This window comes from Anatilimnocola aquadivae (genome assembly GCF_049819085.1).
In the GTDB taxonomy this organism is placed as follows: domain Bacteria; phylum Planctomycetota; class Planctomycetia; order Pirellulales; family Pirellulaceae; genus Anatilimnocola.
Window position 1 is genome coordinate 1 of sequence record NZ_CP187419.1, and the last position, 19,832, is coordinate 19,832.

The 19,832-nt window shown below is 57.6% G+C and carries 18 protein-coding genes; 13 read left to right on the forward strand and 5 right to left on the reverse strand.

Translation table 11 applies throughout. The features are described from left to right. The 5 genes from NA78x_RS00005 to NA78x_RS00025 all read left to right on the forward strand — a co-directional run bounded on the left by NA78x_RS00005 (window position 1) and on the right by NA78x_RS00025 (window position 6,813). Window positions 1-1,101: a helix-turn-helix domain-containing protein gene (locus NA78x_RS00005; protein WP_425616355.1), complete on the forward strand. Its 1,101-nt coding sequence runs from the start codon at window positions 1-3 to the stop codon at window positions 1,099-1,101. Between the two features lie 457 nt (window positions 1,102-1,558). Further along, entirely contained in the window at window positions 1,559-2,677 is a 1,119-nt protein-coding gene (gene dnaN, locus NA78x_RS00010; RefSeq protein ID WP_425616356.1) for a DNA polymerase III subunit beta, read from the forward strand. Between the two features lie 48 nt (window positions 2,678-2,725). Next, on the forward strand, window positions 2,726-3,094 hold the full coding sequence (locus tag NA78x_RS00015; RefSeq protein WP_425616357.1) for a DUF721 domain-containing protein: 369 nt from the start codon (window positions 2,726-2,728) through the stop codon (window positions 3,092-3,094). Continuing rightward, a complete protein-coding gene (locus tag NA78x_RS00020; protein WP_425616358.1) occupies window positions 3,091-4,269 on the forward strand; it encodes an ATP-binding protein in 1,179 nt (392 codons plus the stop codon). Before NA78x_RS00015 ends, NA78x_RS00020 begins: the two co-directional genes overlap by 4 nt. A 66-nt stretch (window positions 4,270-4,335) precedes the next feature. After that, complete coding sequence (locus NA78x_RS00025; protein ID WP_425616359.1) at window positions 4,336-6,813, forward strand: DNA gyrase subunit B; 2,478 nt, start codon at window positions 4,336-4,338, stop codon at window positions 6,811-6,813. A gap of 701 nt (window positions 6,814-7,514) precedes the next feature. Here NA78x_RS00025 and NA78x_RS00030 read toward each other — a convergent pair. Next, window positions 7,515-8,270, reverse strand: a complete 756-nt coding sequence (locus NA78x_RS00030) for a hypothetical protein (protein WP_425616360.1) — start codon at window positions 8,268-8,270, stop codon at window positions 7,515-7,517. 367 nt (window positions 8,271-8,637) lie between these two features. On the opposite strand from NA78x_RS00030, the gene NA78x_RS00035 reads away from it, so the two are divergent. The 7 genes from NA78x_RS00035 (at window position 8,638) to NA78x_RS00065 (ending at window position 14,876) form a co-directional block, all read left to right on the forward strand. After that, on the forward strand, window positions 8,638-9,105 hold the full coding sequence (locus tag NA78x_RS00035) for a hypothetical protein (RefSeq protein ID WP_425616361.1): 468 nt from the start codon (window positions 8,638-8,640) through the stop codon (window positions 9,103-9,105). Window positions 9,106-9,312: 207 nt separating this feature from the next. Beyond that, complete coding sequence (locus tag NA78x_RS00040; protein WP_425616362.1) at window positions 9,313-10,443, forward strand: cellulase family glycosylhydrolase; 1,131 nt, start codon at window positions 9,313-9,315, stop codon at window positions 10,441-10,443. Between the two features lie 84 nt (window positions 10,444-10,527). Further along, window positions 10,528-11,145, forward strand: coding sequence for a hypothetical protein (locus NA78x_RS00045; RefSeq protein ID WP_425616363.1), 618 nt, complete (start codon window positions 10,528-10,530; stop codon window positions 11,143-11,145). A gap of 51 nt (window positions 11,146-11,196) precedes the next feature. Beyond that, window positions 11,197-11,970, forward strand: coding sequence for an HpcH/HpaI aldolase family protein (locus NA78x_RS00050; protein WP_425616364.1), 774 nt, complete (start codon window positions 11,197-11,199; stop codon window positions 11,968-11,970). Window positions 11,971-12,088: 118 nt separating this feature from the next. Next, window positions 12,089-12,442, forward strand: coding sequence for a hypothetical protein (locus tag NA78x_RS00055; protein ID WP_425616365.1), 354 nt, complete (start codon window positions 12,089-12,091; stop codon window positions 12,440-12,442). A gap of 125 nt (window positions 12,443-12,567) precedes the next feature. Then, the gene (locus tag NA78x_RS00060; RefSeq protein WP_425616366.1) at window positions 12,568-13,044 is read left to right on the forward strand and encodes a hypothetical protein; all 477 of its coding nucleotides are present in this window, start codon (window positions 12,568-12,570) and stop codon (window positions 13,042-13,044) included. A 62-nt stretch (window positions 13,045-13,106) separates the two neighbouring features. Further along, a complete protein-coding gene (locus NA78x_RS00065) occupies window positions 13,107-14,876 on the forward strand; it encodes a cytochrome c peroxidase (protein WP_425616367.1) in 1,770 nt (589 codons plus the stop codon). A gap of 18 nt (window positions 14,877-14,894) precedes the next feature. Here NA78x_RS00065 and NA78x_RS00070 read toward each other — a convergent pair whose 3' ends face one another. Continuing rightward, complete coding sequence (locus NA78x_RS00070) at window positions 14,895-16,214, reverse strand: TlpA family protein disulfide reductase (protein ID WP_425616368.1); 1,320 nt, start codon at window positions 16,212-16,214, stop codon at window positions 14,895-14,897. A gap of 94 nt (window positions 16,215-16,308) precedes the next feature. Between NA78x_RS00070 and NA78x_RS00075 the strand changes: the two genes are divergently transcribed. Then, the gene (locus NA78x_RS00075) at window positions 16,309-16,722 is read left to right on the forward strand and encodes an NUDIX hydrolase (protein WP_425616369.1); all 414 of its coding nucleotides are present in this window, start codon (window positions 16,309-16,311) and stop codon (window positions 16,720-16,722) included. A gap of 1 nt (window position 16,723) precedes the next feature. Here the strand turns inward: NA78x_RS00075 and NA78x_RS00080 are convergent, their stop codons facing one another. The 3 genes from NA78x_RS00080 to trpS form a co-directional block, all read right to left on the reverse strand. After that, entirely contained in the window at window positions 16,724-17,320 is a 597-nt protein-coding gene (locus tag NA78x_RS00080; protein WP_425616370.1) for a hypothetical protein, read from the reverse strand. A 110-nt stretch (window positions 17,321-17,430) separates the two neighbouring features. Then, complete coding sequence (locus NA78x_RS00085) at window positions 17,431-18,780, reverse strand: AAA family ATPase (RefSeq protein ID WP_425616371.1); 1,350 nt, start codon at window positions 18,778-18,780, stop codon at window positions 17,431-17,433. An 81-nt stretch (window positions 18,781-18,861) separates the two neighbouring features. Then, a complete protein-coding gene (gene trpS, locus NA78x_RS00090) occupies window positions 18,862-19,827 on the reverse strand; it encodes a tryptophan--tRNA ligase (protein WP_425616372.1) in 966 nt (321 codons plus the stop codon). Window positions 19,828-19,832: the final 5 nt, after the last annotated feature.

The window sequence follows — 19,832 nt, forward strand, 5'->3', positions numbered from 1 at the left end:
GTGATCAGCGGCACTTTCACTCTCGCCTCTCAATCGGCAGCAGGAACAGCGTCTTCTGCAGCGCGGTCGCGCGCCAGCACTTCACCCGCTGAGCCGCTGTTGTTTGGCCCCGAGAACGCGATCGTCCGCCGGTTGGAAACCCTCGTTCACGAACCGCAGCCGGCGTTCAATCCGCTGGTGTTCTGCGGCAATAGCGGCACCGGCAAAACCAGCTTGGCGATGTTGCTCGTCGATCTGCGTGCCCAACATCTGCAAACAACCAACGTCTTTCGCACGACCGGGGCTGACTTTGCTCGCGCGGCCAGCCATGCACTGGAAACCGACTCGGTGGCCGAATATCGCAGCCGGATGGGCCGGGCCGATATCGTGCTGATCGACGAACTCCAGCGACTGGCTCATCGAGCCGCGCCGCTCGAGGAACTGCAAAACCGTCTCGATGGCTGGGTGCGACGTGGTTCGCTCGTGGTCGTCACCATGAAGCAACTGCCAGTCGAAACGGCCGGACTCTCGCCGGGCGTGATCAGCCGTCTCTCGGCCGGTCTATGCGTGCCGCTGTTACCGCCGGAACAAGCCACGCGGGCCGCGTTGCTCGCCCACTATGCCGAACGCGAGCAGCTGGACCTTTCGAACGACGCCCGCGAACGGCTCGTCCAACGAACGCTCTCGACACCCGCTTTTTTGACCGCCGCCTCGTTGCGCCATGCCTTGCTGCAGTTGGCTCACCTGGCCAAGACCAACATGCGTAGCATCGACGAAGCTCTCGTCGACGAACTGCTGGCCGAACACGTTCCCGACGAAAAAGCCACGCTCCGGCAGATCGTCTCAGCTGTTGCCAAGCATTTTGAAATCTCCCTCACCTCGCTCAAGGGGGACTGCCGTCAGCGGAATTTGGTGATGGCTCGCGGCGTCGTGGTTCATCTGGCTCGGCAATTAACCTCAGCCAGTTTTGCCACCATCGGCGAGTTGCTCGGTAAACGCGATCACACCACCATTCTGCACTCGGCCCGCAAAATCGTCGAACTCATCGACCTCGATCCCGAACTGCGTCAGCACGTCGAACATCTGCGCCAACAGCTAACCGCTACGGAGGTTCACCGATGAACTTCGTGGTTCAAGCTAGCAAACGAAACTCAGTTCGACACAAAAGCTTTAGCGCCCAAAGTTCGTTCTGTTCTCTCTCGGCAAAATCTCCGGCCGCTTTCGCTTCCGGCTCATCGTTGGGAAAACCTGTCGATGGTTGTCGACGGCCGTCTGTCGATTCGTCGGCCGTCGATCGCGCGATCTTGCTCGCCAGTCACTCATCGACAGGCTCACAGCAGCACACACAATTGGGCGACAGTCGCGCGACGGCTTTTCAACGGGCTGAATTGGCTCCCCGAACAGGCTCAAGTCGCAGCTCACACACTTGTTGCAGCAATCGCGCCTCGCGCTGTCGACAGCCGCGAGCCTCGCTTTTCTACTACTACCAGATACTTAAGATCTCTAAATACAAGAACCAAGTAACAGACACGCTCAGTCGCCTTGAGAGCCACTGCAGCAGACGTTGAAAGGACAGCCAGTGAAGATTCGTTGTAACCGCGAGAAGTTACTTAGCTCGTTTCAGACCGCAGCTTTGTTTGCTCCTGCTCGTAGCCCCAAAGAGATTCTGCAGAACGTCAAGCTCGAAGTAGACGCCAACGGTGCGACGTTCTCGGCCACCGACATGGAAGTGGGCGTGCGGGTAAACGTCGAAGGTGTCGAAGTGGATCAGGCCGGCAGCATTGTGTTGCCCGTGAGCCACGTGGGCGCGTTGCTGCGTGAAAGCAGCGATGAGTTCCTGACAATCGAATCGACCACGCGGGGCACGATCGTTCGCGGCGAACGAAGCGAGTTCAAGCTCCCCAGCAACGACCCGGAAGAGTTTCCCGAGGTGGCAAAGTTCACCGAAGAGAAATATCACGTCATTGCCGCACCTCTGTTTCGCCAGATCATCTCGCGAACGGAGTTTGCCACCGACCTGGAAAGCAGCCGTTACGCACTGGGTGGTGTGCTGGTCGAACTGGACGAAAACAAGATCATTGCGGTTGGTACGGACGGTCGTCGCTTGTCGCGTATGGAAGGGCCAGCGTCGTCGGTCGGTGGTCACAAGACCGGCGATACGATGACCATCATCCGCACGCAGTCGATGCGGCTCTTCAATCGCTCGGTGCAAGACTCCGACGGCGAAGTCCACCTGGCAGCTCGCGGCAACGACGTGCTCGTCCGCACGCCCCGAGCCACGTTCTATTCGCGCCTGGTCGAAGGTCGCTTCCCCCGCTGGCGCGATGTGTTCCCCAATCGCCGCGACATGCAGCGAATTCCGCTCACGGTCGGTCCGTTGCACGCCTGCCTTCGCCAGGCAGCTGTTGTGACGAATAACGACAGCCGAGGTATCGACTTCAGCTTTCAGCCGGGCACGCTCACGCTGTTGTCTTCGACGGCCGACATCGGTCAGGCTCAAGTGGAACTGCCGATTGCCTACGACGGTCCGCCGATCGTCGTTACGCTCGATCATCGCTTTGTCTCCGACTTTTTGAAGGTGCTCAGCCCCGAAACCAACATCACGCTCGAAATCGAAAACGCCGAGACCGCCGCGGTCTTCCTGGCCGATGACGACCGCTATGGTTACGTGGTGATGCCACTTTCGCGTGACCGCTAATGAGCCATTGTTCCGCCGTGATGCCCGCACCATTCATGGATGAATGAGATGACCAAACCCAAACCCTCGGAAGACGAGCGCTACCTGCAAGACGACTACAAGCGTCGTCGCGTGCCGGTGCGAGCCGCCAAATCGATGGGCGACGTCGTTGGCCAGTTGCTCGTCAAACGTGGCTATGCCAACGTGCAGCAAGCCGCCTCGCTCGATGCCGTCTGGAACCAGGCCGTCGGTGAGCGATTCAGTTCGCAAACCAAAGCTGGCCAAGTGAAGCGGGGCGTGCTCGAAGTGCTGGTCATCAACTCGGCCGTGCTGCAAGAACTAACGTTTGTCAAAGCCAAACTGGTGAAGTCGCTGGCAATCAGCGCCGCCGATCAAAAGATTAAGGACATCAAGTTCCGCGTGGGAAAACTGGCATGAGCGAAACGGCGGAACAATTCAGCAAACTTACCGACCGCGAGCATGTGCGGCTGCGCCCGGGTATGTACATCGGTAACGTCGACCAGCAAGGCTTGCACCACCTGGCTGGTGAGTTGATCAACAATAGCGTCGATGAAGTGCTGGCGGGACATGCCACGCAAATCAGTGTGACAATTCACAGTGATGGCAGCCTGAGTGTCGAGGATGATGGCCGAGGAATTTCCGTTGATCGCCACGAAGAGGAATCAACAAGGTTAGGTCGTGAGATTTCCACACTCGAAGTGGCAATGACAATTCTACGAAGGATCAAGTCTTCAAATCAGCGCCGCACCTCTGGTGTTGGCTTGAAGGCCGTCAATTTTCTTTCGCAGAGTTGCGTAACTACGGTTTGGCGAGATGGATTCGAGTATCAACTTCGCTTCGCGAAAGGCGAGGTCGTTGGTGATCTTGCGCGGCTTGGTCAGACTAGCAAACATGGCACGCGGGTCACGTTTCACGCCGATCCGGAGATTTTCGAGTGTGGGGCGAAGTTTGAATACCATCGCTTGCAGACGCGTTTGTGCGAACTGGCTTACCTTCATCCGAGGCTGATTGCCAAGATTCATGATGAACGAACGCAGGAGTTGCATTTCGAGCAAGGCATCGGCCAATTGGTGCAGGATTTGAATTGGGGTCGCCAATCACCCACCAAATGGTGTTCGCGATATCCGGTGCATACGAATGTGCTGCGATTGGAAGCCGAAGGAAAAGGAACCCAGTTGGAGCTTGCACTTCAGTTCACCATTGCGGAAAGCGAACTGATTCAAACCTACGTGAATGATGAACTCATGCCTGAGGGAGGTACACCGGCAATTGGATTGCGCAGAGGGATCACACGAGCTGTTCACAATTACGCCAAGAAGATGAATTTTCAGAGCGACGACTTTCCAACTGGTTCAGATCTGCGTAGCGGATTGACAGCGGTCATCATGGCTCGTCTGGATGACCCTCGCTTCGCAGGAGCAACTCGTCACAAGATTGAGAATCCCGAACTCAATCCGCTCACCGACTCTGCGGTGTATACGTTTCTGCAGCAGCATTTTGTTGCCCATCCAGAAACATTCGACAAGATTTGGCACCAAGGCGTCGTGGCCGCCCGTCGACGCAAACGAGAGGATCAGGGTATGTCCAGTTAAGTCTTTGGATATTTAGGGACAGTTACGAGTCAGTTAAACCGTACTAAAACGAGACAGTGAATAACGATGGCCGACGAATCAACAAATCCAAACGATGCCGCTGGAAAAGACGATTACGATTCCGAGTCGATTCAGCACTTGTCCGACGTCGATCACGTTCGTCTGCGGCCGGGTATGTACGTCGGCAATATCGACGAGCAGGGTTTGCATCACCTGGTGTATGAACTCGTCGACAACTCCATCGACGAAGTGATGGCTGGGCATGCCAAGAACGTGCTCGTCACCATTCGCAACGACGGATCTTGCAGTGTTGAGGATGACGGCCGCGGCATTCCCGTCGATCGTCACGAAGAAGAATCGGTCAAGCAAGGTCGGGAAGTCACGGCGCTCGAAGTGGTAATGACCAACCTGAAGGCCGGCGGCAAGTTCGACAAAAAGAGCTACAAGACTTCGGGCGGTTTGCACGGCATCGGCATCAAAGCCGTGAACTTTCTCTCGCAGTGGTGCGAGGTGCAGGTTTTCCGCAATGGCCACATGTACCAACAAGAGTTCGAGCGAGGCGTTCCGCAGGGCGAAGCTCGGCGCATGGGCGCGACCAGCAAGCGTGGTACCAAGGTCAGCTTCAAGCCGGACGGCACCATCTTCACCACCACCAAGTTCCAGTTCGACAAGTTGCAGAAGCGCCTGCGCGATCTGGCGTTCCTCAACAACGGCGTACGCATCAAGTTTCATGACGAGCGGAACGGCCAGACCGAAGAGTTCCACTACGAGCGGGGCATCGTCGAATACGTCGAGTATTTGAATCGTGCCACCGAGGCCATTCACAACGAACCGGTTTACGTCAGTGGCGAAAGCGATGGCGTGCAGTTTGAAATCGCCTTGCAGTACGTCAACGAATACACCGAAAACCTGCACGCCTATGTGAACAACATTCATACGCCCGACGGCGGTACGCACGTGGTGGGCTTTCGCACGGCACTCACGCGCACGCTCAACTCGTACGGCAAAAAAGAGGACATGTTCAAAGACATCACCGTCAGCGGAGAAGACTTCCGCGAAGGTCTGACGGTCGTGATCGCGGTCCGCGTGCCGCATCCTCAGTTTCAATCGCAGACCAAGAACCGCCTGCTCAACGCCGAAGTCGAAGGCATCATCAACGCTTCGTTCGGTGAATATTTCAGCAAGTTCCTGGAAGAGAACCCCAAGGTCGCCAAAACCATTCTGAAGAAAGCGACCCTCGCTGCCGAAGCTCGCGAAGCAGCTCGCAAGGCGAAAGAAGCGATTCGCGTTCGCAAAAATGCCCTCTCCGGCGGTGGCTTGCCCGGCAAGTTGCGAGACTGCCTCAGCAAGAAGATGGAAGAGTGCGAACTGTACCTGGTCGAAGGTGATTCGGCCGGTGGCTCGGCCGAAGGTGGTCGCTTGCGAGAGTTCCAGGCGATCTTGCCGCTGCGAGGTAAGATCATCAACGCTTACAAATCGCGCGAAGACAAAGTGCTCGCCAACGAAGAAGTGCAGAGCATGATCCAGGCCATTGGTGCCGGCATCGGCGATGAACAGGATCTCAGCAAGCGGCGGTACAACAAGGTCATCATCATGACCGATGCCGACGTCGACGGCTCGCACATCCGCACACTGCTGCTGTGCTTCTTCTATCGGCAAATGTACTCGCTCATCACCGGCGGCCATGTCTACGTGGCTCAGCCGCCGCTGTTCCGCGTGAAGAGCAAAAAAGACACGTACTACGTGCAGACCGAAGAGAAGATGAAGTCCCAATTGCTCAACAAGGGTCTCTCCGACTGCGAACTCGACCTCCGCGATGGCAAAGTCATCAGCGGTGCCGACATGACCAAGCTCTGCACCACGCTCGCCGATATGGACGAGGCCATCATCGCCCTCGAACGTCGCGGCATCAGCTTGCGGGCGCATGCTCTGCGAAAAGACGCCGAAGGACGATTGCCCTACTATCACGTCTTTCTCGGCGTACACGACAAGTGGTTCGTCAGTGCGCAAGAACTCGACCAGTTCAAGTCGGAGCAAGAACAGGCCGCGGGTAAAGAGTTGGCTGTCGACGAATCGGCGACTGCCGAGAACGGCAATGGCAAGACTGGCCCGCAACTGCACATTACCGAGTTGCACGAAGTGCGCACGATCAACTCCGGCCTCGCCGAACTCAAACGAGCGTTCGGCTTCGATATCGACGTGCTGATTCAGCAAGAACGAACCGGCAGCGACGAAGCCCGCTACATCCTCAAGCGGGGCGATCACGAAACGGGCCTGCAAGACCTGCGTTCGCTCGTCACTGCGGTGCGCGACCTCGGTCAGAAGGGACTCACCGTCACGCGGTTTAAAGGTCTGGGCGAAATGAACGCGGAAGAACTCCGCGAAACGACCCTCGACCCCGCCAACCGCACGCTGCTCAAAGTGAGCATGCGGGACGCTGGCTCCGCCGACGATATGTTCCGCGTCCTCATGGGCGAGAAGGTCGAACCGCGCCGCGAGTTCATCGAACGCCACGCGCTGGAAGTTCGCAACCTCGACGTCTAACGTGGCGGCAGGCCTGCTGGTCTGCCATGGCTGTCCTATGGTTCGCTCGGCCCCGCGTGTTTCAGGGCCGCACCGTGTCTGGGTACGGGCGGCGTACTTGCCCTTGCATGGCACACTTGCAATGCACCCCAACCTACTGCGGGCAGCGAAAGTTTGATAACTTTTTCGCGCGATTTTTTGCGTCTGAACAGCCACTTTAAACCTCGTCGCCACGATCACTTACATCTATTGATAACCAGTTATTGACCGTTTTCTTGATAACCGTTTGATAACCAGTTAACACTGCCATTTTGGCAGACGATAACCACCCGACACTCTCGGCTCCGTTCGTCATTAGGGCGAGTATCATTCCCTAACGGTTCTTGAAATCGTAACCCACTGATAACCACTCCGGCGTCCGCAGCGGGTGCCTGTCGTTCCGTGAAACTGCACTCAGTGAAGTGCGACCCGGGCAGGCCAAGCCGTTCGACGGCATTCCCCAGCAAGACAGGCGGCCATCCATACCCCTTGCTGACCAAAGCCAATCTGCGCGCGACCCTACCCCTCAGCTAACTCTCGCCGCTGCTTGCTTCACTAAATTGTCGAAGAACCTTCTGACATTGATGCAAAGTAGTGATCGTTTGTCAAGAATGTCAACGAGACATTTTGGTGACATTTTGAAGGGGCTCCCTCCCTCAAGTCACCTGCCGCGCTCGAGAAGATCAGCTCTCGATGCCGTAATATCGCTCGATGGCCCCGATGACAGAACTCCAACCACCGTTCGAGCGAACGGTGGACTGCGGATCGTTCGCCTTGAGTGGTACGTTGCCGATGTGGCGGATTTTGTTCTTCGTTTTGCGGTACGTGCTGGCTAAGACCCAAGTCGCCCGATCGAGCCAGGATAGCTTGGTGTTGAACCAGCGGCGCTTCGTATAGAAGTCGAGTGGCGGCGGCTCGGCATCGTGCCATTCCAGATAGACGACCCAGTCAAAACCCTGGACGTGCGTATCGTCCGTGGCGAGCACGATCGCCGCGCCGAACTTTCCGTCGCTCAACTCGATCGCCAGGCAGTCGCCCGGCTGGAAGATCGACCGATGCTGTTTTTCCGCCTTGGGCTTCTTCGGCTTCGGATTGGGCTGGCGGATCTTCTCGAGGAACTCGCGCACCACCTTCTCGCGCTTGGCGAGCAGCTTCGGGCCGCCTTCTCGCCAGCGTTCCAGTCCGAGCCCTTTCTTCTCGATCTGTTCAACTCGCTTCAGAACGGCTTTGTCGAGTTCACCAAATTCCCACTGAGCTCGCGCAACCGCGAACCAGAAGGTTGGTCCCTCGTCGCTATCCGCAATGGTCTCTGCCCAGTCCTGTTTCAGCTCTCGCAGGACCGCCGCATGGGACTTGCCCTCGTTAAACAGTTTGCGATAGTGCTCGTAAACATCCTGCGCGTCGTCATCCGCCAGGATCGAATCGCCCCATGTTCCCATCGCTGCCTCACCGTAACTCTGTGTGCCTGTTATTGATCTCGCTCTGGGTTCCTTCCCCAGCGCGTTTAATATGCTGGATCATAGCCACCGGCTTCTTTGCCGTTGCAAATCGTAAGTCGGCGAGAGCGGAACTGTCAAATGTTTTGGTGCTTTGGCAATTGTTAGGAGGACGCGATAGGGTTTGTAGACGCCTCCCAATGGGCCTTCACTACTGGCGCGCGAGTTCCTGCCACCAGCGTTTGAGCATGATTCCGGTACAATCGCAAAGTACCGCGAATCGCCTGAGATCAGCTTCGTTCGATTGGCGTTGGCGTTTGCGCCCAAGGACCGTTTTCTTCCGAGGATCGTTTTCTCCCGAGGACCTGCCATGCCCCCTGCGGATCAAACTCGCCCGCTACCTGAGTCGACCGGCGCGGTCATCGTCCGGCGAATCCTCGTCGGTCTAGGCTGTGCCGCGCTCGTGGGCGCACTCGCCCTGGGGCAACCTTTCGCCTGTTACTATGTGTCGCTAATCGCGGTGCCCGATCTGTTCGGCAGCGAGTATCCCTTGCTGGCACCCATCATCGTCGCGGTGATTGGTGTGCTGGGCGCTCCGTGGATCGGACTCGTCGCGGGCGCCGCGGCTCCCAATCGCTGGGGAGCTGCTTTCTCGCTGGCAGGCTTAGCGGTCTTCCAACTCGCGACGATGCTCTACTTGCTCACCTTTCACATCGGCCCGAACGAAGCAAATGTCGTTGGGTTCCTGGTCTTGCTCGTCCCTGGGGCCATCTTCAACTTGATACTGGCCGCCGCCTGCGCGCTGTCGAGTCGTGTTAGCAACACGAGGTTTCGCTAAGCGGGTCAGCGGGCAACTCAATTGCCCTTGATTGACAGGATTGCACCGCGGTCGGATCATCAAGGCTGATGAAAATGCAGCGCTACGTTTCGCAGCCAGTAGGCCCGAACCAGCGGTCTCTGCGCAGTTGCAGCGGTTGTCCGAGGGATTGCCGGAACTGCGTGAGTACACTTTGTTCCGGCCTACGATCTACTACCTGAGGTGTCCATGAAAACCTTCGCACTCACAATCGCCGTCCTGCTTCTTACCTGCGCGGCAAACGCTCGGGAGCGCTGGACGCCGGAGCAAGCGAATGCCTGGTACGACAAGCAGCCTTGGCTGGTGGGGGCGAATTACACGCCCGCGTATGCGATCAATCAGCTCGAGATGTGGCAGGCCGATACGTTTGATCCGGCGGTCATCGATAAGGAGCTGGCGTGGGCCAAGTCGCTGGGCTTCAACTCGATGCGAGTCTTCTTGCATCACCTGCTGTGGGAGCAAGATAAGGAAGGCTTGCTCAAGCGGATGGATCAGTTTCTGGGCATCGCCGAGAAGCACGGCATTGGCATCATGTTGGTGCCGTTCGATAGCGTCTGGGACCCCAACCCCAAGCTGGGCAAGCAGCGGGAGCCGAAACAGGGCGTGCACAATTCGGGTTGGGTGCAAAGCCCCGGTCAGAAAGATCTGCTTGATAAGTCGCGGCACTCCTTGCTCGAAGAATACGTACGCGGCGTTGTCGGCCGCTTCAAGGACGACCCGCGCGTGCAGGTTTGGGACATTTGGAATGAGCCGGACAACATGAACGACAATTCGTACGGCAAGAGCCATCTCAAGCAGGAGCCACCCGCCGCCGTTAAGCAGCCCGCGACCCGCGAGCTGTTGAAGAAAGCGTTCGTTTGGGCCCGCGAAGCGAACCCGACACAGCCTGTGACTTCTGGCCCTTGGCTCGGTGGCCATAAGGCTGACGCGGCCCGCCTGATTCCCATGGAGAAGGTGCAGTTGGAAGAGTCGGACGTCATCACCTTTCACACGTACGGCAAGCTGAACGAAGCCAAGGAGTGGGTCGCCAACTTGCGGAAGTACAACCGGCCGCTCCTCTGCACCGAGTACATGGCCCGCCCGGTTGGCAGCACGTTTGATCCGATCGTTGGCTACTTCAAAGAAGAGAAGATCGGCGGCTACTGCTGGGGCTTTGTCGCCGGCAAGAGCAACACCATCTTCGCCTGGGAAACCTGGCAAAAGCCCGAACCCAACCCCGAGCCGAAGGTCTGGTTCCACGACATCTTCCGCACCGACGGCACTCCCTTCGACCCGAAGGAAGTGGAGTACCTGCAGAAGACAACGGGCGTGAAGAAGTAAGAGATCGAATGCCCCCGGAACACTCGCCGAGTAGCGCTTGTTCCGGCATACTCAAACACCAGCCCACTGTTCATCAGGTGTCACATGCGCAGCCTTGCTCGTTTGTTGTTGTGTTGGTTCGTCCTGGGCGCGGCATCAGCTGCGGCTGCTGAGCCCGACGCGGCCGAACTCGTCAAACAATTGGTGGCAAAGGCGGGGGGCGAAGAGAAACTGCTCAAGCTCTTTCGCATGAAAGAGCAGTTGAATGTGAGTGCGGACGAAACGAAGAAAGGCAACACACGGACGTCGGTCCTGGAGCCGCCCAAGTACTGGTGGCTCGGTAAAAAGGAACGTGTGAAGGACGAGAAAGAGCCCGCGACGTTTCTGGTCTGGGCCTGGACCCTGGGCGCTCTCACCGATCCACAATCCAAGCTGGAGGTACTGCCCGAGAAGACCGAAAACGGCGTCACCACGCTGGGGCTGCGAATCAGCGGCACCATCACGCCGCCGCTGGACTTCTATTTTGACAAAGCCGAGCAGCGCCTGTCGCACCTCGAATGGCGGAGCGACATTCACCGCTTCAGCGAGTGGCGCGAGCATGATGGCGTCCAGTATCCGGCCAAGTGCATCGGCTATAAAAAGGCCACGGGCAAACCTTGGTACTTCAGTGAGATTCTCGAAATCGAACGCCTGTCCGAGTTGCCCGCTGGCCTGGCACGTTAGTTCTGCCGGCGACGAATCATTGCCCCACATCCCCTTGAGAAAGCCCGCCTCATGAAATCGTTCAAGACCCTGCTCGCCGAAGGCACGCTGTGCCGCATCTTTTGTTCGGGCCGTATCATTCATCCGGTAGTCTTCGACGTCGTCGGCATGCTCGGTGGCTTTCATGGTTTTTGGATCGACCAGGAACATGCAGCGGTCAGTTACGAGCAGATCGTGCTCGCCTCAGCCTGCGGGCGGGCAAATGGGCTCGATAACTTTGTGCGGATGCCGATGAGCAACTATGCCATGGCGACGGCGAACCTCGAAGCGGGCGCGGGCGGGCTGATGGCCGCGCGGATTGAATCGGCCAAGCATGCCGAAGAGTTCATGCAGTGGGCTAAGTTTCAGCCGCGCGGCATTCGGGGCCTCAACACCAGCGGTTACGACGCCGACTATGGTGGCAAGACGCTGCCGCAACTGGCTCACGATGCCAACCGCGATTCCTTCGTTGCCATTCAAATCGAAACGCTCGGCGCGCTCGAAGAGTGCGAGGCCATCGCCGCGCTCGATGGTGTCGATCTGCTGTTTGTTGGCCCCAGCGATCTCTCCCAAGAACTGGGCATTCTCGCCCAGTGGGACAACGAGAAACTGTGGAACGCTTACGCCAAGGTGGCTGCCGCTTGCAAGAAGCATGGCAAAAACTGGGGCACCATTGCTGTGAACCCTGGCTTTGCCAAGCGAACCTACGACATGGGCTGCCGCATGCTCAGCTTTGGCATCGACGCCGTGATCCTTCGCCGTGGTGTCGAAGCCACGCGCACGGCGTTTGGCGAGTTGTTTCAATGACCGCTGGCCAGCCGAGCGGGCATTGTAGTATCTGCTGCCGTCGAAGTAGCGAAGCAACGCGGCCCGTACAAACAGTGGAATTCGGCCTAGTGACCAAGGCCCCGCTAGAATGTGGTTCATGGAAGAACATTTAGCAAAGGCGCGAGTGCTACCCCCTGGCAGCCATCCAAGCGATCCATGCAAATCGGAAATCGATGCCGTAGCTTTCGCTATAGATCGACTAAACACACACGTGCACTGGATCGCCGAACATCATTTGAGCTTTCTGGCAGCACGCAGCGTAGATGAGGAAGTTGCAGAACGCGAACTGGAGCTTCTGGCTCTGTCCGCGAAGGAAGCGACGGTGCATATTGTTCGCCTCAGTGAGTTATTGCTTGCGGGCTATGCAATTGACGCGACAAAGAAGCTACCGAGCGACTTAATGCGACAAAGGCAAACGTTGGACATTCCCGAAAAACCAATTTCAAACTGACCCACTACAGGCATCCACGGGGCTTTTGGGAAAAACAGTTTCCAAGGTAAGCTGATTGGGGACGAATGGTCTGGTAATCCTTTGCCTCCATTCGCCCATTACCGCCAGAAAGTCTCTCTGCTGCCATGGAACCGAAACCTCAATTTGCCGACGCGGCCATCGAGCGGCAGGATCGCGAGCATCTGCAACTGCTGTCGATTTTGTACTACGTGTTGGCCGGACTCTCGGCCCTGGGAGGCTGCTTTCCGGTCATTCATTTGACGGTTGGCCTGGCGATGCTCGGCGGCGCGTCGGGCTTTCCGGGCGAACCCGAAGGGCGCGTCGCCTTCGGCTTTATTGGCGGCTTTTTTACGATCGTCGCGGCCCTGATGATCGTGCTACTCTGGACCCAAGCTTTCCTGCTGTATTGCACCGCGCGCAATCTGGCCGAGCGGCGCAGCCACCTGTTCTGCATGGTCGTTGCCTGTATCACCTGCCTGAGCGTTCCCGTGGGAACCGCGCTCGGCGTGTTCACAATCATCGTCCTGCAGCGAGACTCGGTGAAGCAATTGTTCGGCGTGTCTACGGCCGATCCCTTCTCCGCCGCGCCCCGTCGCTACTGACCCGCACGAAAGAGATCGCTATGTGGCGGCAGCCGGCAACACGACAGCCTCTTTGGATCGGGTTGTTCGCTGCGCTGGGTCTGCTGGTTGGTTCAGCCGCGCTGCTGGCCGCTGATCGCACTTTTCCTTCGATCAAGCTCGGCAACATTCGCCGCGAACCGGTCGCGGCGATCTGGCTCGATGACAAGCTCGCGGCCATTGCCTGTGCGAAAAGCGGCTCGCTGATTATGTGGGATGTCGAGCGCGGAGAAATCAAACACGAGTTCGCTGTCGGCAAACAGTTGCGCGGTGTTGTGCGCTGCGGCGACGATCTGTTGCTTATCGACGACAAGTCGCACGAGTTGATTCAGGTGCGGGTGGGCGACGCAACTTTGAGGGAGCGGGGACGGTACGCCGTGCCCGAGTTTCCCGTGAGTCTGTGCGCGTACGAAGTAAACGGCAAGCGCCACGTCGATGTTGCCTCCCTCTGGTCGCGCCAAATAACGACCTGGCAAGCTGGCAGTGAGGCGTTCACCAAGATTCGCACCCGAACTCTTCCGTTTGAGCCTCGCTTGCTGTTGGCGAACACCACGGTCAGTCTTCACGACGGCTCAAAATTCACGACGCGCTGGGTAACGTCGGCGTTTGGCGGTGATATTGCCGAACTCTCGATATTTGACGGCCACGATCGCAGCGAACAACGGGCGATTCACAACATCGGCGGACTCGCCTGCGACGCCCGCGAGGGTTTCATCATCGGTTCGCACCAGGTTTTGAATTCCGCGCTCGGCTCGACGCGCGAACATGTCGGTAGTGGCAGCTTGATGAAGAATCGGCTGAGCAGTTTCACTAAGTCTTACGTTCTGATGCGCTCGACCAGCAAGTTGCCTCGCGACGTACCTGGTGAGGCGCTCGTCATCGACCAGAATGCAGATCCAGCGGGCATCGCGTTTACCAAACGGGGCCTGTTGGTTTGCCTGGCGGGCGTCGATCAGGTTTGGTACCGCGAGGGCGATTGGGACGGTGATTTTCAGCGATTGCCCGTCGGTAAGCGACCGCGCACTATCGTAGCCCGCGACGACGTGGCGCTGGTGCTGGGCGAACTCGACGATTCGGTTACGCGCATCGATACCAAGAAACCCGCGCAACCGGTGGTCACAAAATCGCTCCTCTTCCCCGAGAGTGACGCTCGGCTGCTTAGTCCTGCCGAGCGCGGCGAGCGACTGTTCTTTTCGGCTCGCCAGTCGTTACATGGCTTGATGAGTTGTCATAGTTGCCATACCGATGGTCACACGAATGGCCTGCTCGCCGATACGCTCGGGGACAATACCTACGGCACACCCAAGCGCGTCTTAACGCTGCGCGGCACGCGACTCACCGACTTGTGGAGTTGGAATGGCGAAATGAAGACGCTGCAGGACAACGTCCACAAGTCGCTGCGCGAGACGATGCACGCCGACAAGATTGCCCCCGCTGATGTCGATGACCTCGTTGCGTTTTTGCATACGCTGCCGCCGGTTCCACCGCTCAAGCCCCAGCCGGCCGACGAAGCCGATGCCAAGCAGGTGGCGCGCGGCGAACAGATCTTTCTGCGCGAAGGTTGCAATCGTTGTCACGTGCCGCCGCTGACGTTCACCTCGCACGAGGTCTACGACGTGGGCATGCCCGACGAACAAGGGCTGAAGAAATTCAATCCGCCCAGCCTGCGCGGCGTCGGCCGCCTGCGCCGTTTGTTTCACGACAACCGGGCGACGTCGCTGACTGATGTCTTCGAAACGCACGGTCACCAGTTGGCGCACCCGCTCCCTGCACAAGAGTTGCGGGACCTGATTCGATTCCTGGAAAGCCTTTGACCTAGACAATCACGCCGCTCATTTCGCGGCCGCGGTGATGGCTGCTTCCAGTTCCTTTAACCCTTGTTCGGGTTTGATCTCGTACAGACCGGCGTGATAGGTGGCGATCTTGCCATTCGGACTCACCACGACAAACAGCGGCAACTTGCCACTCGCGGCGCGAGGGTCACCCAGTTGCTTCAGCAGTGCGCCGTCATCGAGGGCAATGTTGTAGCTGAGATTCATGAACGACTTCAGCCTGCGGGCACTCGCAATGGCGGTGCGGCGGGTATCTTCGACGGCGAGACGTTCATCGACATTCACACCCACGATCACCGCCTTGTCGGCATGCTTGCGCGAGGCAAAGTCGAGATAACCGACCTGGCCATAAGGCTCTTCGAGCGGAGCATCGCGGTATTCCCAAAAGTGAAGAACCAGCACCTTATCTTTCCACGCAGCGGCGTCGAGTTGCTTGCCGCTGAGATCGGTGAGTTTGAGTTCTGGCAACGGCTTGCCCACGGCAGCATCGCGCAGGGCCTGCATCGCTCCCGCCCGACCCTTTTGATTCTGAATGTCCTTGGCTGCGGCCGCTGCGAAGGGAGCAAGCGGCGTCTCTTCGGCTGCTGATTCGAGCGACGCGAGTTGCTTGCGAGCTAGCGCCAGTTGCTCGTCGTTCAAGTCGGCTCGCTCGTGACGCGCGGGACGCTGCAAGTTGGCCCGCAGGTCCAACCAGGCGTTGAAGGCCTGCGTCGTCTTGGCGTATTCGTTGGTTGGCAGCTGCTTGGTTTCCTTCAGTTCGAATGTCAGTTCGTGCTGCACACCTTGGCCGACAAAGACCGTCTCGCGAACGGCCACGATGAGTGACGAAGCCTTCGCAACCCACAGTGTTCGCTTGGGGCCGTAGGGAGTGCGAACATTGATTACCCAGCAGGCCTGATCGGCTCGGGTGGCTTCGCCCGCCACTTCGTATTCGTAGCGATCTTCGGTCCACTTCTGTCCTTTGGCCAGCGGACTCTCGGCGGTGAACAGCAGCGGACAAAGCGGGACAACGCTCTTGCCATCGGTTCGTTCAAACATCAGCGCTGGAGCCTCGGGCACATCTTCGCGGCGCGCGGCATCGATGTTCCAGCGGCCGAAGCGTTCGGTCCACGACCAACTGCCGCGACCTGTTTCGGTAATGACCCAGTCAAAGGTGCGGGCCGCGTTGTTCGGCCCCACGACCGCCAGCAGCGAAAACTCCTTCACCCGCGGATCGCCATCGTCCTTCGTGGCAACCATCGAACCTTCGTATCGATGGAGCGTGCCTTCCGATAACTGCGCAGGGAGAGCCGCAGCCAGCAGCATGAGAATCGCATTCATGGCGAGATCTTTGAGGTGGGTGGAGTGAGGCGGGATAGAGGTTAGCGTAACCGAAATACATCGTATTTAACAGCAAATCCGTAGGAAAGCTCCCGTGAACGCCATCCAACGAACTTGTGTCGCTGCTTACGCAGTCATTGTCGACGGCGAGAAAATTCTGCTTTGTCGCTTCTCGGCCGAGATCGAAAAACTTGCCGGGCAGCGGACATTGTCTGGAGGTGGCATTGACTTCGGCGAATCACCGGCCAGCGGCATGAGCCGAGAGGTGTTGGAAGAAACGGGCTTGGTGGTGCGCGCGGTGTACGTCGCGCACGTCGACTCGTTTATCTCGCAGAAGGAAGGCGCAACTTGGCATCATGTCCGCATCATCTATCGGGCCAAAGTGTTGACTGGTGAGCTTCGGCACGAAGTGCAGGGGAGCACCGACGGCGGCAAGTGGTCGCATAAAGGTGGACAACTCCCGTTAACAGATCTTGCTGCACTAGGCTGGCGACCAGCCTTCACCTAGATCATTTGCTTAACAACTCGCGAGCATAACCAGCGATGCAAAAGCTGAATTCCGCCAATTTGTTGTTCACTGGAGTATTGAGGATATGGATTCGCTGTTCGACTTCTTCGCGACTCAGGATCTCATCCGTGGGAAAGAAGGCAGCAATAGCGCCGCGTCGCCAACTCGTCAGTGTTGCGTGGTCAAGCCTCAGCAATCGAATCGTGCTCGCGGCATCATCACCATTCCCGACGATTTCACCATTCATGCCGTAACGAAAAAATGATTCACAGTCTGGCTGCAAAGGGGTGATCGGTAGCAACTCGTCTCCATGGGCCGCAGCACCGAAGATCTCGGCGTCGGCCGGCGGCTTACGTTTTACCTCCAACGCCGCAATTAGATTGCGATGATCCATGTCCTCGCAAAGCTCTCGCCCGTAAACGTCTTTCCGCTTTTTCCGTTCTTCCAGTTCCGTCTGGCACACCCTGCGGGGCTTGACATGCTCAATGTGTGCTTGAAAGGCAAGGTTGCTGTCGTTGAACCCGGAAAGCCGTTCATCCACGGGAGCGCCCGTGTAACCACAAAGGCCGAACTGCTCTTCAATCAATTCGGCACGCAACTGTGGCTTGCGGGTAAAACTGGGGTAATCGAGGTTTACGCCGATCGGCTCTTGAGCTTGTCGCCACTCGCGAATCGCCGTCGGGGGTTCGGGCCGTTTAGGAAGGTATCTCATTTTCCGAACAACCGAATTCGCTCAATTGTTGACGCTGCCCGTTGTAGTGCCTCACTGTTGCCAATTTGCTCCCGAACTTTTCCCACTTCAAGCTGAGCGTCATCAAGTTTGCGTTCCGCAATCAAGTCGAAGATGTGCTTCAAGTCATGCTTTACGTCCGGCTGTTGCTCATCGGCGTTCATCAAGACCTGTAGAATCCAATTCGTGTCCATGCCATAGGATTGTGCAGGCACGTCATGCCCTCCTGCTGGAAGCAAACGGATAATCTCTTCCGGATGCACGCCACCAATTACTTGGGGCGAATGCGTCGTCGTTACGAATTGAATTTTGGGGAAGATTCGTTGCAAATCGACAGCAGCGCGGCGTTGCCAAGTAGGATGCAAGTGAACGTCTAGTTCATCGATCAGCACCACGCCTGGCGTTTGGGCCAATACTCTTGGTAAAGGCTCGTCGTCTGCAGTCAACTTGTCCGCTGGGACCAAAAAATTGTTTTGCGTAACGATACGGATGGCCAGATCTGCCACAAGTGTCAGCATCACGCGCTGGCCAGCACTCAAGTTGCTGAGGGGTTGAGCATTGCCGTTAATGGACAAAACGATTTCCTTAAAATCGCCATCGTAAGAAACGCCGTCAGCGTCTGGAACGCATGCCAGAATCGCGCGACGTACCACTTCAAATCCGGGGCGATATTGTCCGTCGCCGGCTCCTTTGGCGAGTTGCTCCACTTGAAACCAATGCGCCAAGTCAGCAAAGCGTATCCGCTCATTGAGGCAATCGTAAAAGGCTTCCCATCGATTTGCCGGTCCATTCGACTTTGCCTTCGCCTTTTGACGCTCATTGTGCGGCAACCACGCACGCCCAGCACCGTAGTAGCAGACTACGGGTAACAATACTTTCTCGCCCGTTCCAATACTTTGGTAGGCATCCCAAATACGAGCAAGAACCGCTTTTGATAGCTCATTGCTGACCTTGGAACGCCCAATGGGCAAGGCCTGTCCCCAAGTAACACTACGTTGATCTAGGATATCGCCGCGTACACGAACGGACGTAGTTTCCTGAGCCTGCTGAAGTTGCCAGCGATCGCCGAGCTTAGTCCCGAGCAAGCGCTTTTGGTCTTTGGTGATGCGCCGATGGCTGTTCTCAAGTAACGAATCAGGTTTGCGTTCCAACCAAACGCCCAAAGCTACTGCCAAGGCATCGAGAATGCTCGTTTTTCCGACTCCATTCTCACCAATCAGTACATGAAATGAACCGGCGTCGGGAGCGGCATCGGCGCGACGAGGAAACCGCAGAGATTCCTCTCGGAACTTCTTGAAATTTCGCAGTTCGAGCCAGTCGATTCTCATGCGATTTTTGCGTCCGCCCGCTTGGTGGATTAAGCTGATTTTATTGTGGATAGCAGCAGCAGTATACGCGACCCATACACGCTATTTTAATCCACATGCCTTCTTCGCTCGCGCTAGGACTTCGCCAGCTTTCTTGCGAGCGCGGGCGGCGCCGTCGCGGAGGATTTCTTGCACGGCAGCGGGATCGGCGGCCAGTTTCTCGCGGCGTTCGCGGGCAGCGGCGAAGTAAGTTTCGGCGGCGTCGGCGAGCGCTTTTTTGACGGTGCCGTAGCCGAAGTTGCCGGCCTGGTACAAGGCAGCCATCTCGGTCTTTTGAGCGTCGGTCGCGAAGAGCGAAAACAGCTGGTAGAGATTGTCGCTTTCGTAGTCGGGCTTGGGCTCTTCCATGGGGCGCGAGTCGGTCGGGATCCGCATGATCTTTTTGCGGGCAGGACCGATGGGCTCGAAAACTTCGATGGTGTTGTTGTAGCTTTTCGACATCTTCTCGCCATCAAGGCCCGGGACCTTGGCCGTGGCTTGCAGCACGCGAGCTTTGGGGAGCACGAAGACTTCGCCGAAGTGATGATTGAAGCTGCCGGCCAGGTCGCGGCAAACTTCGATGTGCTGGATCTGGTCTTCGCCGACGGGCACAATCTCGGCATCGTAGGCGAGAATGTCAGCCGCCATCAGCACGGGGTACGTGAACAGGCCGGCATCGGCGGGCAGACCCTTATCTTTCTTCGCTTTGTAGGCATGACAGTTGGCGAGCATGCTCATCGGTGTGCCGGTCATCAGCAGCCAGCAGAGTTCGCTCACCTCGGGCACATCGGATTGGACAAAGAGAATTGCTTTGCTGGGGTCGAGACCTAGAGCGAGCAGATCGAGCGCGGCGTCGAGCGTGTAACCGCTCAGGGCTTTGGGATCGCGCACCGTATTGAGCGCGTGCAGGTTGGCAATGAAGTAGTAGGCTTCGTTGCCATGTTGCAGGTCGATGTACTGCTGGATGGCCCCGAAGTAGTTGCCCCAGTGGAAGCGACCCGTGGGCTGAATGCCGGAGAGAACTCTCATGTGCG